Source organism: Micromonospora sp. WMMD723, assembly GCF_049863385.1.
In the GTDB taxonomy this organism is placed as follows: domain Bacteria; phylum Actinomycetota; class Actinomycetes; order Mycobacteriales; family Micromonosporaceae; genus Micromonospora; species Micromonospora wenchangensis.
This window is the reverse complement of the sequence record NZ_JBMKNR010000001.1, coordinates 6,603,287-6,617,806: the sequence shown is the minus strand read 5'-3', so window position 1 is coordinate 6,617,806 and position 14,520 is coordinate 6,603,287. Positions and strand designations below refer to the sequence as shown.

The 14,520-nt window shown below is 72.9% G+C and carries 10 protein-coding genes and 1 riboswitch; of the genes, 7 read left to right on the top strand and 3 right to left on the bottom strand.

Annotation, left to right across the window (positions count from 1 at the left end; genetic code table 11):
• Positions 1–35 precede the first annotated feature (35 nt).
• From aceA to ACN261_RS28630, 5 genes are all read left to right on the top strand, one after another.
• Positions 36–1,307: an isocitrate lyase gene (aceA, locus tag ACN261_RS28650; RefSeq protein WP_425853144.1), complete on the top strand. Its 1,272-nt coding sequence runs from the start codon at positions 36–38 to the stop codon at positions 1,305–1,307.
• Positions 1,304–2,911, top strand: coding sequence for a malate synthase A (gene aceB, locus ACN261_RS28645; RefSeq protein ID WP_425853142.1), 1,608 nt, complete (start codon positions 1,304–1,306; stop codon positions 2,909–2,911). Before aceA ends, aceB begins: the two co-directional genes overlap by 4 nt.
• A 173-nt stretch (positions 2,912–3,084) precedes the next feature.
• Positions 3,085–4,626, top strand: a complete 1,542-nt coding sequence (locus tag ACN261_RS28640; RefSeq protein WP_425853140.1) for a glycoside hydrolase family 43 protein — start codon at positions 3,085–3,087, stop codon at positions 4,624–4,626.
• Positions 4,627–4,920: 294 nt separating this feature from the next.
• A complete protein-coding gene (locus ACN261_RS28635) occupies positions 4,921–6,552 on the top strand; it encodes an ABC-F family ATP-binding cassette domain-containing protein (protein ID WP_425853139.1) in 1,632 nt (543 codons plus the stop codon).
• 94 nt (positions 6,553–6,646) lie between these two features.
• Positions 6,647–7,981, top strand: coding sequence for a PIG-L family deacetylase (locus ACN261_RS28630; protein ID WP_425853136.1), 1,335 nt, complete (start codon positions 6,647–6,649; stop codon positions 7,979–7,981).
• A 60-nt stretch (positions 7,982–8,041) separates the two neighbouring features.
• On the opposite strand, the gene ACN261_RS28625 is transcribed toward ACN261_RS28630, so the two are convergent.
• The 3 genes from ACN261_RS28625 to ACN261_RS28615 form a co-directional block, all read right to left on the bottom strand.
• Positions 8,042–9,019 (bottom strand): ribonucleotide-diphosphate reductase subunit beta, encoded by a 978-nt coding sequence (locus tag ACN261_RS28625; protein WP_421486849.1) that lies wholly within the window; start codon positions 9,017–9,019, stop codon positions 8,042–8,044.
• Between the two features lie 53 nt (positions 9,020–9,072).
• Positions 9,073–11,448 (bottom strand): ribonucleoside-diphosphate reductase subunit alpha, encoded by a 2,376-nt coding sequence (locus ACN261_RS28620; protein ID WP_425853134.1) that lies wholly within the window; start codon positions 11,446–11,448, stop codon positions 9,073–9,075.
• Positions 11,449–11,567: 119 nt separating this feature from the next.
• Positions 11,568–11,780: riboswitch (cobalamin riboswitch) on the bottom strand.
• 27 nt (positions 11,781–11,807) lie between these two features.
• Complete coding sequence (locus tag ACN261_RS28615; protein ID WP_421482766.1) at positions 11,808–12,695, bottom strand: helix-turn-helix transcriptional regulator; 888 nt, start codon at positions 12,693–12,695, stop codon at positions 11,808–11,810.
• 127 nt (positions 12,696–12,822) lie between these two features.
• Between ACN261_RS28615 and ACN261_RS28610 the strand changes: the two genes are divergently transcribed.
• Both ACN261_RS28610 and ACN261_RS28605 read left to right on the top strand, forming a co-directional pair.
• Complete coding sequence (locus tag ACN261_RS28610) at positions 12,823–13,725, top strand: oxidoreductase (RefSeq protein WP_425853132.1); 903 nt, start codon at positions 12,823–12,825, stop codon at positions 13,723–13,725.
• Positions 13,726–13,780: 55 nt separating this feature from the next.
• Positions 13,781–14,500, top strand: a complete 720-nt coding sequence (locus tag ACN261_RS28605; RefSeq protein ID WP_425853130.1) for a hypothetical protein — start codon at positions 13,781–13,783, stop codon at positions 14,498–14,500.
• Positions 14,501–14,520 lie beyond the last annotated feature (20 nt).

Below are 14,520 nucleotides of genomic sequence, written 5' to 3'. Positions count from 1 at the left end.
GGTGCCGGCGTCACGACATCCGAGGAGACGAGATCATGCAGAACGACGTGGAGCGGTTGCGTACCGAGTGGGAGACCGACCCCCGCTGGCAGGGGGTGCGCCGCAGCTACCGCGCCGAGGACGTGGTCCGCCTGCGGGGGACCGTGCAGGAGGAGCACACCCTGGCCCGCCGTGGGGCGGAGCGGCTGTGGGAGCTGCTGCACACCGAGGACTACATCCACGCCCTGGGCGCGCTCACCGGCAACCAGGCCGTGCAGATGGTCCGGGCCGGACTCAAGGCCATCTACCTCTCCGGCTGGCAGGTGGCCGCCGACGCCAACCTCGCCGGACACACCTACCCCGACCAGAGCCTCTACCCCGCCAACTCGGTGCCCGCCGTGGTGCGCCGGATCAACAACGCGCTGCTGCGCGCCGGCCAGATCACCACCGCCGAGGGCGACGACGGCGGCGTCGACTGGCTCGCGCCGATCGTCGCCGACGCCGAGGCCGGCTTCGGTGGCCCGCTCAACGCCTACGAGCTGATGACCGCCATGATCGGGGCCGGCGCCGCCGGGGTGCACTGGGAGGACCAGCTCGCCGCCGAGAAGAAGTGCGGCCACCTGGGCGGCAAGGTGCTCGTCCCGACCGGCCAGCACGTGCGCACCCTGGAGGCGGCGCGGCTCGCGGCCGACGTGGCCGGGGTGCCGTCGGTGGTGATCGCCCGCACCGACGCGCAGGCCGCCACGCTGCTCACCACCGACGTCGACGAGCGGGACCGGCCGTTCGTCACCGGCGAACGCACCGCCGAGGGGTTCTACCGGGTGCGCAACGGCATCGAGCCGTGCATCGCCCGGGGCCTGGCCTACGCCCCGCACGCCGACCTGCTGTGGATGGAGACCTCCACCCCCGACCTGGACGTCGCCCGCCGCTTCGCCGAGGCGATCAAGGCCGAGTACCCGGACCAGCTCCTCGCCTACAACTGCTCGCCGTCGTTCAACTGGCGCAAGCACCTCGACGACTCGACCATCGCGAAGTTCCAGCGCGAACTCGGCCACCTGGGCTACCGGTTCCAGTTCATCACGCTGGCCGGCTTCCACGCCCTCAACTACTCGATGTTCGACCTGGCCCGGGGCTACGCCGCCGACGGCATGTCCGCCTACGTGGCGTTGCAGGAGCGGGAGTTCGCCGCCGAGTCGGCCGGCTACACCGCCGTCAAGCACCAGCGCGAGGTCGGCACCGGCTACTTCGACCTGATCAGCACCGTGCTCAACCCGGCCGCCGAGACCACCGCCCTGCGTGGCTCCACCGAAGAGGAGCAGTTCGCATGAGATACGAGATCATCGGCCCGCTGGCCGACCGGTTCGACGAGGTCCTCACCCCCGGGGCGCTGGAGTTCCTGGTGGCGCTGGACAGCGAGTTCGCCGCCCGCCGGGTGGCCCTGCTGGACACCCGCCGGGCCCGCCGGGACCGCTACGCCACCGGCCAGTTCCCCGACTTCCTGCCGGAGACCGCCGCGATCCGGGCCGACCCCGACTGGCGGGTGGCCCCGCCCGCACCGGGCCTCACCGACCGGCGGGTCGAGATCACCGGGCCGACCGACCGGAAGATGACAGTCAACGCGCTCAACTCCGGTGCCCGGGTGTGGCTCGCCGACTTCGAGGACGCCACCGCGCCGACCTGGCACAACGTCATCTCCGGTCAGCTCAACCTGATCGACGCCCTGGACCGGCGCATCGACTTCACCGACCCGCGTGGCAAGCGGTACGCCCTCGGTGCGCAGCTCGCCACGATCGTCGTCCGGCCGCGCGGCTGGCACCTGGTGGAGAAGGGCATCGTGGTGGACGGCCGGCCCATCTCGGCCAGCCTGGTCGACTTCGGGCTCTACCTGTTCCACTGTGCGCAGCGGCAGCTCGACGCGGGCGCCGGGCCGTACTTCTACCTGCCGAAGCTGGAGGGCCACCGGGAGGCGCGGTTGTGGAACGACATCTTCGTCTTCGCCCAGCAGCGCCTCGGCCTGCCCCGGGGCACCATCCGGGCGACCACGCTGATCGAGACGATCACCGCCGCCTTCGAGATGGAGGAGATCCTCTACGAGCTGCGGGAGCACTCGGCGGGGCTGAACGCCGGCCGGTGGGACTACATCTTCAGCGTGATCAAGAACTTCGGGCAGTGGAGCGACTTCGTCCTGCCCGACCGGTCCGAGGTCACCATGACGGTGCCGTTCATGCGGGCGTACACCGAGCTGCTGGTGGCGACCTGCCACCGGCGCGGGGCGCACGCGATCGGCGGGATGGCCGCGTTCATCCCGAGCCGGGACCCGCAGGTCAACGAGGTGGCCCTCGACCGGGTCCGGGCGGACAAGCGGCGTGAGGCCGGCGACGGGTTCGACGGCTCCTGGGTGGCCCACCCGGGCCTGGTCGACACCTGCCGCCGGGAGTTCGACGCGGTGCTCGGCGACCGCCCGCACCAGCTCGACCGGCTGCGCGACGACGTCACCGTCACCGCCGCCGACCTGCTCGCCGTCGACAAGACCCCCGGCCGGGTCACCACCGCCGGGGTGCGGGCCAACCTGGCCGTCGCGGTGCGCTACGTCGACGCGTGGCTCGGCGGCACCGGCGCGGTGGCGCTGGGCAATCTGATGGAGGACGCGGCCACCGCCGAGATCGCCCGGTGCCAGGTCTGGCAGTGGCTGCACCACGGCACCCCGCTGGCCGACGGCGGCTGCGTGACCGAGGACCTGGTCCGGTCGGTCCTCGCGGAGGAGTTGGCCGCCCTGGCCGCCGGACGCGACGGCGTCGACCGGGAACGGGCCGGCTGGGCGGCGCGGATCGTCGAGGAGACCGCCCTCGGCGAGGACCTTCCCGCGTTCTTCACCACCGGCGCGTACGCCCGGCACCTCGGCCCGGCCCGGCGTCCCGTGCCGGTGGGCTGACCCGTCACCGGGTGGCCGGGAGGGATCGACGACCTCTCCCGGCCCGGCGGCAGACGGCGGGGCGACGGCCGCCGCCCGCCGCCTGGACCGGACCCGGTGGGGCAGCAGGCGGTGCCGACCCGTGGGATCGTGGGCGGGTGTCCATCCCGGTCACGATCCCAGGGGGTTGGCGGATGAATCCGGTCGGGGCCGACGCGGCGACCGGGGGTGCGGCCGGCTGGCCCGACGGCACCTTCGCCAACCCGGTGCTGGCCGGCTTCCACCCCGACCCGAGCGTCTGCCGGGTCGGCGACGACTACTACCTGGCCTGTTCCAGCTTCGAGTACTTCCCCGGGGTGCCGCTGTTGCACAGCCGGGACCTGGTGCACTGGGAACAGATCGGCAACGTGCTCGACCGGCCCGGCCAGCTCACCCTGCCGGTCGACATGCCGTCGTCGGGCGGGGTATACGCGCCGACCCTGCGCCACCACGACGGCCGGTTCTGGCTGATCGTCACCAACTGCGCGGACGGCGGCGGCACCCTGATCTGCACCGCCACCGACCCGGCCGGCCCCTGGTCGGACCCGGTCCGGGTGCCCGGGGTGGACGGCATCGACCCCGACCTCGCCTGGGACGCCGACGGCACCTGCTGGTGCACGTACGCCGGGATCGCCCAGGTGCGCCTCGACCCGGAGACCGGACGCACCGTCGGCCCTGTCCGGCGGCTGTGGTCCGGTGCCCCGGGCGCACAGGCCCCGGAGGCGCCGCACCTGTACCGGATCGGCGACCACTGGTACCTGCTGATCGCCGAGGGCGGCACCGAACGCGGGCACGCCGTCTCGATCGCCCGCGCGACGAGGCCCGACGGCCCGTACGAGCCGGGTCCGGCCAACCCGATCCTCACCCACCGGGGCACCCACCGGCCGATCCAGAACACCGGCCACGCCGACCTGGTGCAGGGGCCCGACGGGTCGTGGTGGCTGGTGCTGCTCGGGGTCCGCCCCGGCGGCGGCACCCCCGGCTGGCACGTGCTCGGGCGGGAGACGTTCCTGGCCCCGGTGACCTGGGTCGACGGGTGGCCGGTGGTCGGGGACCTCGCCCCGGTGATGCCCGCCCCGCCGTGGGCCGCGCACCCCGTGCCGCCGCCGCCCGTCCGCGACGACTTCGACGCCGACCTGCTGCACCCGCGCTGGGTCTCGGTGCGGTCCCGGCCGGCGGAGGTCTGGTCGCTTGCCGAACGGCCCGGCTGGCTCACGTTGCGGGCCCGGGGCGCGTCCCCGGACGCGCCGGACGTCACGGTCGTCGGCCGCCGCCAGCAGCACCCGTCGTGCCGGGTCCGGACCGTGGTCGACCCGGGCGACGGGCACGGTGGTCTGGTGGTGCGCCTCGACGAGCGCCACCACTACGATATCGAGGCGGGCGGCGGCGAGGTACGGGTCGTCGCCCGGATCGGGTCGGTGCGCTCGACGCCGGCCACCCGGCCGGTCGGGGCCGGCCCGGTCCACCTGCGGATCGAGGTGCTCGCCCCGGCCCCCGGCGACTGGCACCCCGCCAAGGAACCCGACCTGCTCCGGCTCGGCGTCGAGCACCCGGACGGGACCTTCGACGTGCTGGCCGAACTCGACGGCAGGTACCTGTCCACGGAGGTCGCCGGCGGCTTCACCGGCCGGGTCATCGGCATGTACGCCGCCCGGGGCGCCGTCGCCTTCGACTGGTTCGACTACGAGCCGCGCTAGCCGCCCACGCCGGGCGTGCGCCGGGCCGCCGGTGCCGGGCGGACCGGGTTATCCTGGTCCGGTCGACCGGGCCGGGCCCGGTTCGACCCAGGCAGGTGACAGTTCGACCAGGCAGCCAACAGTTCGACCAGGCAGGGAGTAGATCGTGGCAGGTGACGACGACATCTCCGGGTGAACACCCGGCTGCGGTGACCGACGGCGGATGACCGCCCCGTCGCGTCGCCCCTGTCGTCCTGCCCTGTTCGCCCCCGGGCAGCGCCCGCGCGCCCGGATCACCTGTCTCCGAGGTTCACCATGTCCGACAGTTTCGTCGTCTGCTCCCACCTGTCCTTCTCCTGGCCGGATGACACCCCGGTCGTCGAGGACCTGTCGTTCTCCCTTCCCGGCGGCCGCACCGGCCTGGTCGCGGCGAACGGCGCCGGCAAGTCCACCCTGCTGCGGCTCATCGCCGGCGGGCTGCGTCCCACCACGGGCAGCGTCACCGTCGAGGGGGTGCTGGGCTACCTGCCGCAGCACCTGCCCTTCGCGACGCGGCAGACCGTCGCCGAGGTGCTCGGGGTCGACCGGGTCGTCGCCGCGCTGCACGCCATCGAGGCGGGTGACGCCGCCGAGGAGCACTTCGCCACCGTCGGCGACGACTGGGACGTCGAGGAGCGCAGCCGGCTCGCCCTCGACCGCCTCGGCCTGACCGGGGTGGCGTTGGACCGCCGGCTCGGCACCCTCAGCGGCGGCCAGGTGGTCTCCCTCGGCCTCGCCGCCGAGCTGCTCAAACGACCCGACGTGCTGCTGCTCGACGAGCCCACCAACAACCTCGACCGACCGGCGCGGGCGCGGCTGCTCGCCGTGCTGCGGTCCTGGCCGGGCACGCTGCTCGTGGTCAGCCACGACCGTGCGCTGCTGGACGAGATGGACCGCATCGCCGCCCTCGACCACGGCGGGATCCGCTGGTACGGCGGCAACTTCACCCACTACGAGCAGACGGTACGGGCCGAGCGGGAGGTCGCCGAGCGGCAGGTGCGCCAGGCCGAGCAGGACGTGAAGCGGCAGAAGCGGGAACTCCAGCAGGCCCGGGAGCGGGCGGCCCGCCGCGCTTCGACCGCCGCCCGGAACCTGTCCGACGCGGGGCTGCCCCGGATCGTCGCCGGCAACCTCAAGCGGGACGCGCAGGTGTCGGCGGGCCGGACCGACGACGTGCACACCGCCCGGGCCGCCGACGCCCAGGCCCGCCTGGACCAGGCGAGCGAGGCGGCCCGCCGCGACGACCAGCTCGTCCTGGACCTGCCCGACACGACGGTGCCCGCCGGTCGCACCGTCTTCGCCGGCCACGGCCTGCGGGCCGGCTACGCGGGCCGACAGGTGTTCGCCGGTGACGGGGTCGACCTGACCATCCGGGGTCCCGAACGGATCGCCCTGACCGGGCCCAACGGTGCGGGCAAGTCGACGCTGCTGCGGCTGGTCGGCGGCCGGCAGGAGGCGGACGCGGGCACCGTCGCGCGGGCGTCGGGGCGGGTGGCGTACCTGTCGCAGCGCCTCGACCTGCTCGATCCGGCCCGGACGGTCGCGGAGAACCTGGCCGGGTTCGCCCCGGCGCGGACCGAGGCGGAGCGGCTGAACCTGCTGGCCCGGTTCCTGTTCCGGGGTGCCCGCGTCCACCTGCCGGCCGGGGTGCTCTCCGGCGGTGAGCTGCTGCGCGCCACCCTGGCCTGCCTGCTGTTCGCCTCGCCGGCACCGCACCTGCTGCTGCTCGACGAGCCCACCAACAACCTGGACCTGGTCAGCGTGGCCCAGTTGGAGAGCGCGCTGCTGGCGTACCGGGGGGCGTTCGTGGTGGTCAGTCACGACGACCGGTTCCTGGCCGGGATCGCCGTGGACCGGTGGCTCCGGCTGGCCGACGGGCGGCTCACCGAGGCCGGACCCCCGCAGTGATCCGGCCCGCCGTGGTGCCCACCGCGACGGGGCAGAGATAGACGCTCGTGCATGGTAGAAAGGGGATGCACGCTACTGCTACGGGGAGGTAACTGTGCGTCACTTCATGCTGCGAACATTTCGCCGTCGTCCGGCCCGGTGGTCGCTGGCCGTTCCGGTGGTGGCCGCCTGTGCGGCGGCGACCCTGGCCGGCCCGCCGGCGGCGCAGGCCGGGCCGGGCTGTCCGGCGGGAGCGATCATGAACGTGGTCGCCCACCAGGACGACGACCTGCTCTTCCTCAGCCCGGACCTGCTGCACGACGTGCAGGCCAACAGGTGCGTCCGCACGGTGTTCGTCACGGCCGGCGACGCCGGTCGGGACAGCACCTACTGGACCGGTCGGGAGACCGGGGCGCGGGCGGCGTACGCCCAGATGGCCGGGGTGGCCGACAGTTGGACCCAGGCGGACGCCGGGATCAGCGGACATCCGATCCCGGTCTTCACGCTCACCGCCCGGCCCACCGTGTCGCTGGTCTTCCTCCGGCTGCCGGACGGCTATCCCGGCGGCACGGGACACCCGAACACCGGCTCACAGAGCCTGCAGAAGCTCTGGCTCAACGGCATCTCGTCGATCACGTCGTTGGGCTCCGGCGCGTCCAGCTACAGCCGCGCCGGCCTGATCACCACCCTGGCCGGGCTGATGGCGGCCTACCAGCCGACCGCCGTCAACACCCAGGACCACGCGGGTGGGTTCGGCGACGGTGACCACAGCGACCACCACGGCGCGGCCTACTTCGCCCAGGCCGCCGAGCAGGCGTACGTCGGTTCGCCCACCTTCACCGGGTACCACGACTACAAGATCAAGAACTATCCGGCGAACCTGGGATCGACCGACGTCGCCGGCAAGTCCGCCGCCTTCTTCGCCTACGGCCAGTACGACGACGGGGCCTGCACCAGCCTGCCCACCTGCGCCGGCTACGACTACCCGGCCTTCCTCCAGCGGCAGTACAAGGTCCTCGGCCCCAACCTGGCCCGGACGGCCACCGTCACCGCGACCAGCCAGGACACCGGCAGCGGGCAGACGGCGGCCAAGGCCGTCGACGGGGTGGTCGCCGGCTGGCCCGACGACCCGACCCGGGAGTGGGCGACCGTCTACGGCGGCGTCGGCACCCAGCTCACCCTGAGCTGGCCGGGCCCGCGCACCGTCCGCCGGGTCGTCCTCTACGACCGGCCCAACCCCAACGACCAGATCACCGGCGGCACCCTGCTGTTCAGCGACGGCACCTCCACGGCCGTCGGCGCCCTGGACAACGGCGGCGGCCCGACGGAGATCATCCTCCCGGCGGCGAAGACGGTGACCAGCGTCAAGCTCACCGTCACCGGGGTCGGCGGCGGCACCGTCAACGTCGGCCTCGCCGAGATCGAGGTGTTCGGCAACGCCGGCCCCTGAGCGGACGGCCGGGGCCCGGTCCGGTGGTCGCGTGGGCGACCGCCGGACCGGCCGCGCCGGTCAGAAGTCGTCGTCGAAGGTGACGCTGCCGCTGACCCCCACCTGGTAGGCCGACACCCGACGCTCGAAGAAGTTCGACAGCTCCTGCACGTCCTGCAGGTCCATGAACGCGAACGGGTTCTGCGCGCCGTAGTGCGGCGCGATGCCGAGCTGGGCGAGCCGCCGGTCGGCGACGTGTTCCAGGTAGGCCCGCATGTCCGTGAGCGACAGCCCCGAGACGCCCTGGTCGAGCAGGTCCTCGGCGAACTGCACCTCGCACTCGACGGCCTCGGCGAGCATCTCGGTGACCTGTCGTTCCAGCTCGGCGTCGAACAGGTCCGGCTCCTCCCGCCGGGCGGTCTCCACCACGTCGAAGGCGAACGCCATGTGCATCGACTCGTCGCGGAACACCCAGTTGGTGCCCGACGCCAACCCGTTGAGCAGGCCCCTCGACCGCAGGAAGTAGACGTAGGCGAACGCGCCGTAGAAGAACAGCCCCTCGATGCAGGCGGCGAAGCAGATCAGGTTCAGCAGGAACGCCCGCCGGTCCGCCCGGGTCCGCAGCTCCCGCAGCTCGAAGACCGAGTCGATCCAGCGGAAGCAGAACTCGGCCTTGCGCCGGATCGACGGGATGTTCTCGATGGCGGCGAAGGCGGCGAACCGTTCCTGCTCGTCGGGGACGTACGTGTCGAGCAGGTTCAGGTAGAACTGCACGTGCACGGCTTCCTCGAACAGCTGCCGGGACAGGTAGAGCCGGCCCTCCGGGGAGTTGACGTGCTGATAGAGGTTGAGCACCAGGTTGTTGGCGACGATCGTGTCGCCGGTGGCGAAGAACGCCACCAGCCGGGACACCAGGTGCCGTTCGGCAGGCGACAGCCGTTCCAGGTCGGCCAGGTCGGCGTGCAGGTCGACCTCCTCCACCGTCCAGGTGTTGCGGATGGCGTCCTTGAACCTGTCGAAGAAGTGCGGGTAGCGCATCGGCCGCAGGGTGAGGTCCATGCCGGGGTCGAGCAGCAGCTGCCGCCCGGCGGTGCGGGGTTCGTCGACGGTGGTCACTGGCACGCCTCGCAGCTCTCGGGGTTCTCCAGGGAACAGGCCAGCGCCTCGGCATCGGCCGTGACGACCGGGGCGACGGTGACGGTGGCCTGCTGGATCCGGGTCGCCGGACGCGACCGCAGGTAGTAGGTGGTCTTCAGCCCGGACTTCCAGGCGTACAGGTACATCGAGGACAGCTTGCCGATGGTCGGCGCGCTGAGGAACAGGTTCAGCGACTGCGACTGGTCGACGTACGGCGCCCGCGCGGCGGCCAGGTCGATCAGTGCCCGCTGCGGCAGCTCCCACGCGGTGCGGAACAACTCCCGCACCTCGGCGGGCAGCTCCACGATGCCCTGCACCGACCCGTCGGCCCGCTTGATCCGGTCGCGGATCTCCGCCGTCCACAGTCCGCGCGCCTTCAGCTCGCGTACCAGATAGGTGTTGATCTGCAGAAACTCCCCGGACATGGTCTCGCGCTTGAACAGGTTGGACACCTGCGGCTCGATGCACTCGTAGCAGCCGGCGATCGAGGCGATCGTGGCGGTCGGGGCGATCGCCACCAGCAGCGAGTTGCGCAGGCCGTGCGTCGCGATCCGGGTGCGTAGCGCCGCCCACCGCGCGGTCTGGGTGGGCTCGGCCCCCCACAGGTCCGGGTGCAGGTCACCCCGGGCCGCCCGGGTTTCGGCGTACGCCGGGTGCGCGCCGAACCGTTCGGCGAGGCCGGTCGACGTCTCCAGGGCGGTCAGGAGGATCTCCTCCTGGACCCGGGTGGACAGCTCCCGGGCCCCGGCCGAGTCGAACGGCAGCCGCAGCGCGAACAACGCGTCCTGCAAACCCATCAGCCCCAGCCCGACCGGCCGCCAGCGCGGGTTCGACGCCGCCGCCTGCTCGGCCGGGTAGTAGTTGATGTCGATCACCCGGTCGAGGAACACCACCGCCGTCCGGACCGTCTCGCGCAACCTCTCCCAGTCGACGCCGTCGTCGGTGAGGTGCGCGCCGAGGTTGACCGAGCCGAGGTTGCACACCGCCGTCTCGGTGTCGCTGTTCACCTCCAGGATCTCGGTGCACAGGTTGGACAGGTGGATCGTGTTGCCCGGCACGCCGGTCTGGTTGGACAGCCGGTTCGCCGGGTCCTTGAACGTCATCCACCCGTTGCCGGTCTGCGCCAGGGTGCGCATCATCCGCCCGTACAGGTCGCGGGCCTTGACCGTGCGGACCGCCTTCTTCTCGGCGACCCGGTACGCGGCGTCGAACTCCTCGCCGTAGAGGTCGGGCAGCTCCGGGGCGTCCGACGGGTCGATCAGCGACCAGTCACCGTCGGCCTCGACCCGGCGCATGAACTCGTCGGGGATCCAGTTGGCCAGGTTAAGGTTGTGGGTGCGCCGCGCCTCCTCACCGGTGTTGTCCCGCAGCTCCAGGAACTCCTCGACGTCCGGGTGCCACGGCTCCAGGTAGACGCAGGCCGCCCCCTTGCGCCGGCCACCCTGGTTGACCGCCGCCACCCCGGCGTCGAGGGTCTTCAGGAACGGCACGATCCCGTTCGACCTGCCGTTGGTGCCCCGGATCAGCGCCCCCCGGCCGCGCACCCGCGTGAAGGAGATGCCGATGCCGCCGGAGAACTTGGACAGCTTCGCCACCTGGTGGTAGCGCTCGTAGATCGAGTCCAGTTCGTCGCGCGGCGAGTCGACCAGGAAACACGACGACATCTGGGTGTGCCGGGTGCCCGAGTTGAACAACGTCGGGGAACTCGGCAGGTAGGCCAGCGACGACATCAGCCGGTAGAACCCGACCGCCTCGTCGGGCGTGCCGGACAGCCCGCAGGCCACCCGCAGCAGCCAGTACTGCGGGGTCTCCACCACCAGCCGCGACTGCGGGTGCCGCAGCAGGTACCGGTCGGCCACCGTACGCAGCCCGAAGTACTCGAACCGCAGGTCACCGGCCGGGTCGACGGCGTCGTCGAGCTGGCGTACGTGCCGGGCCACGAACGCGGCGGTGTCGTCGGCGATCAGGCCGAGGCCGTGGGCGTACCGGATGGACTCGCTGAACGAGGTCACCGCCTGCCCGCGTACCTCCTCGTCCACGTAGGCGGCCAGCAGCCGGGCCGCCAGTCGGGAGTACTGCGGTTCCGTGCCGATCAGCTCCGCCGCCGTCTGGATCGACAGCTTGTCCAGCTCGGCCGTGGTCGCCCCGTCGTAGAGGCCGCTGATCGTCCTGGTGGCCACCCGCAGCGGGTCGACCTCGTCCAGGTCGGTGGTCCACCGGGCGACGGCCGTGACGATCCGGTTGACGTCCACCGGCTCGGTGTCGCCGTCGCGCTTGCGTACCCGCATCGCCGGCCGGCGTGGCTCCGCACCGTCGACGTCGGACGGTGGGCTCTGCGCTGTGCTCGTCATGACCTCTCCTCGCTGTCACCGATGGCCATCGGGACGCGGGAGGACGCCGACGGGCGCGGCGACGGCCGGCCCGGGTGCTGGCGTCGGTCGTCCCGCGCGACCTCCGACCGCCGTGCGCAGCAGCGCACGGCGCACTGGCAGGTCTTCGGACTCGCGGGCGTGACCGGGTCGGTCGCCTACTGGCCGTCGCTTCCCAGACCTCGCGGTCCAGTGCTCGATGACGGCGGTCGTTCCCACTTACCGCTGCGGGGCAGTCCCGGATTTCCACCGGGTTCCCTGTTGCCTCGACCGGACCACCGGGCCCGGCCGAACCAGCTGCGTGGCACACCATATATGGCGTGGATGGGGGAGAGGCAACACTAGATGTCGCGTCGGCGTGTCAGATAACTCTCATCCGACCGGCCGGTGGCCCGCAGTGACGCCAGCAGCCGCAGCGCGTCGGCGTCGGCGCTGCCCGGCTCGGCGGTGAAGACCAGCATGACCGGGCCGGGGTTGCCGGGCAGCGGGTAGGTGTCCCAGTCCAGGACGATGTCACCGACCTCGGGGACCTGGAAGGTCTTGGTGCCGCTGACCGACCCGCGCACGTCGTGCCGGGACCACAGCCGCCGGAACTCGGCGCTGCGGATGCTCAGCTCACCGACGACGGCGGTGGCCCGGGGGTGGGTGGGGTCCGTGGCGACGGCGGCGCGCATCATGCCGATGTAGTCCATGGCCTGCTGCTCCCAGGACGCGCAGCGCCGCAGTGGGGCAGCCGCCTCGTCGAACATCAGCAGCAGCATGTTGAGCCGGTCCGGCGGGTGGTCCGCCGGGTCGCCGAGCAGCGCCACCGCCCACGTGTTCCAGGCGAGCAGGTCCAGGTGCCGGCCGAGCACCACCGCCGGGGTGTCCAGCACCCGCAGCAGCCGCCTGGTGCTCTCCGGTACCCGTTCCGGGCCGTGGTCGACCCGGGCGGGCGGCGGCCGGCGGGCGGCGCGGGCCAGGGTGAACAGGTGCCGGCGTTCCGCGTCGTCGAGGCCGAGGGCGGCGGCGAGCCCGTCCAGCACGTCGTCGGACGGGCGCACCTCCCGGCCCTGCTCCATCCGCTGGTAGTAGTCGGTGCTCAACCCGGCCAGCAGCGCCAGCTCCTCGCGGCGCAGCCCGGTGACCCGGCGTCGCCCGCCCGGCTCCAGGCCGACGTCCCGGGGGTGCAACCGGGCGCGCCGGGCACGCAGGAAGTCACCGAGTTCACGGGCGTACGGACGGGTCATGCCGCCAGTGTGGCGCGGCCCGCACCGGCGTGGGTAGGTCTGCGGGACCTAGGTAACCGGGTACGACCGGTCCCGCCCGGCCGGGCCCTAGCGTCGGCGGTCCCACCCGACCGTCAGGGAGCAGCAGATGACCTGGACCGCCGACCACATCCCCGACCAGCACGGCCGTACCGCCGTCGTGACCGGCGCGAACTCCGGCCTCGGCCTGGTCACCGCCACCGCACTGGCCCGGCGGGGGGCGCGGGTCGTGCTCGCCGTGCGCGACACCGCCGCCGGCCGGCGGGCCGCCCACAGCATGGGCGGCGACGTCGAGGTACGCGAGCTGGACCTCGCCTCCCTCGCCTCGGTCCGGGAGTTCGCGGCGGCCCTGGCCGCCGACCGTCCGGTGCTCGACCTGCTGGTCAACAACGCCGGTGCGGTGCTGCTCGGGCCGCGCCGCACCAGCGTGGACGGCCACGAGCTGCACCTCGCCACCAACCTGCTGGGCCACTTCGCGCTGACCGGCCTGCTGCTGGGCAACCTGGCCGCGGCGCGGGCGGCCCGGGTGGTCAGCCTCAGCTCGATCACCCACCGCAACGCACACCTGGACTTCGCCGACCTGATGGTGGAGCGCGGCTACCGGGGTGCCGCCGCGTACGGCAGGTCCAAGCTCGCCACCACCGTCTTCGGCATCGAACTGGACCGCCGGCTGCGCGCCACCGGATCGCCGGTGCTCAGCGTGCTGGCCCACCCCGGTGTCACCCGCACCAACCTGACCCCCCGGGCCTGGTCCCACCAGGGCCGGCGGGGCCGGGTGATCGCCCGGCTCGGCCTGCTGGCCACCCAGCCGGTCGAGCAGGGTGCGCTGCCCCAACTGCGCGCCGCCACCGACCCGCAGGTCCACGGCGGCCAGTTCTTCGGCCCGGCCCGGTTTTTCCAGACCCGGGGGCCGGTCACCGAGGTACGGGCCAGCCGGGAGGCCACCGATCCCGCCGTCGGCCGGCGGCTGTGGACGGCGGCCGAGGAACTGACCGGCGTGCGCTGTCTCTGACGTAGGGCCGCACTAGCATGACTGCGGTCGGTGAGGGCGGCGGAGACGAGGCGACATGGGATGGCTCGGGCGGGTGCTGGGCGGCGGGGGCCGGCAGGTCCAGGACGATCCGGTCCGGCAGGCGGCGCTGTCGGCCGAGGTGCGGCAGCGGTTCGGCGCCCACCTGGCCGTCCGACCTGCCGAGCAGGTGGCGGCGATGGTCGGGCTGCTCGACGACGGCGACGGCCTGGCGGTGGCGGCCGGCATCGTCGGTGAGTTCGCCGACGCGGCCCACGCGGACCTGCTGGCCCAGACGACGGAGCTGTTCCGGCGTACCGGGCACCGGTTCCCGGTGGACCGGCGCAACTACCGGCCGTTGTGGCGGGAGGCCGGTGGACGGCTGCACTGGCCGCTGTTCGCGCTGCCGGGCGGCCTGCACCCGTACGTGCACGTCGCCGCCGCCACCACGGTCGTCGGCACCCGGGCGGCGCAGTTCGTCCGGGCGACCGACCCCCATCCGCTGCTCGCCCGCCTGTTCGAGGTGCTCGACCTCACCACCTGCGGCTGGGAGTACGGCCGGGTACGGGTGGACCACGATGGGGCGTCGCTGGTCGGTCGGCTGATCTCGACCACCCGGGACGTCCGGGCGGCGATGAAGGAACCCCCGTCACTGCCGCCGTCGGTGCGGGAACTCATGCGTACCAACCGGACGGTCGACGTCTTCGACCTCACCGGCGACCGGGTGGTCGGCACGATCAACGTGGGCGGTGAACTGCGGCCGGCCCTGCTCACCTGAGGTCGCCCGGGGTGGACGGC

Bases quoted from the DNA above. Each gene is read 5' to 3' on its own strand.
- aceA (WP_425853144.1), top strand. From the start codon at position 36: ATGCAGAACGACGTGGAGCGGTTGCGTACCGAGTGGGAGACCGACCCC.
- aceB (WP_425853142.1), top strand. From the start codon at position 1,304: ATGAGATACGAGATCATCGGCCCGCTGGCCGACCGGTTCGACGAGGTC.
- ACN261_RS28640 (WP_425853140.1), top strand. From the start codon at position 3,085: ATGAATCCGGTCGGGGCCGACGCGGCGACCGGGGGTGCGGCCGGCTGG.
- ACN261_RS28635 (WP_425853139.1), top strand. From the start codon at position 4,921: ATGTCCGACAGTTTCGTCGTCTGCTCCCACCTGTCCTTCTCCTGGCCG.
- ACN261_RS28625 (WP_421486849.1), bottom strand. From the start codon at position 9,019: ATGGACCTCACCCTGCGGCCGATGCGCTACCCGCACTTCTTCGACAGG.
- ACN261_RS28620 (WP_425853134.1), bottom strand. From the start codon at position 11,448: ATGACGAGCACAGCGCAGAGCCCACCGTCCGACGTCGACGGTGCGGAG.
- ACN261_RS28615 (WP_421482766.1), bottom strand. From the start codon at position 12,695: ATGACCCGTCCGTACGCCCGTGAACTCGGTGACTTCCTGCGTGCCCGG.
- ACN261_RS28610 (WP_425853132.1), top strand. From the start codon at position 12,823: ATGACCTGGACCGCCGACCACATCCCCGACCAGCACGGCCGTACCGCC.
- ACN261_RS28605 (WP_425853130.1), top strand. From the start codon at position 13,781: ATGGGATGGCTCGGGCGGGTGCTGGGCGGCGGGGGCCGGCAGGTCCAG.